Raw genomic sequence first — 458 nt, forward strand, 5'->3', positions numbered from 1 at the left:
CACGCTGGGCGCGGACAAGAACTACGACACCGCCGCCTTCGTCGAGGCATTGCGCGAGATGGACGTCACCCCGCACGTGGCCCAGAATAACACCAATCGCCGTTCTGCCATTGACGGGCGTATGACACGCCATCCCGGCTACGGCCTCTCCCAGAAAATCCGCAAGCGGATCGAGGAAGTGTTCGGATGGGCAAAAACCTGCGGCACCATGCGAAAAACCCGACACCGTGGGCAAGATCGCGTCGGATGGTCCTTCACGCTCACCGCTGCCGCCTACAACCTCGTCAGGCTGCCGAAACTGCTGGGCGCAACCTAGGCCTGCGCCTCATAGCGCCCGAGGCCGGTCAAAAACGACCGGATTCTGGAAGGTTACCTCCCAGAATGACTGACGCCTTGGGCTAGAAAACGGCGAAAGCGAGGCCAATGGCCGGCTCTGCCAACCCTTTTTCCGCAGCCTG

General features: G+C 61.6%; 1 protein-coding gene. It reads left to right on the top strand.

What is annotated here, in order from left to right; genetic code table 11:
- Positions 1-316: transposase (locus ACYPYD_RS17040; RefSeq protein ID WP_459664377.1), on the top strand; the 316-nt coding region annotated here is incomplete at its 5' end.
- Positions 317-458: the final 142 nt, after the last annotated feature.

The sequence above is a fragment of the Novosphingobium sp. 11B genome (assembly GCF_054589055.1).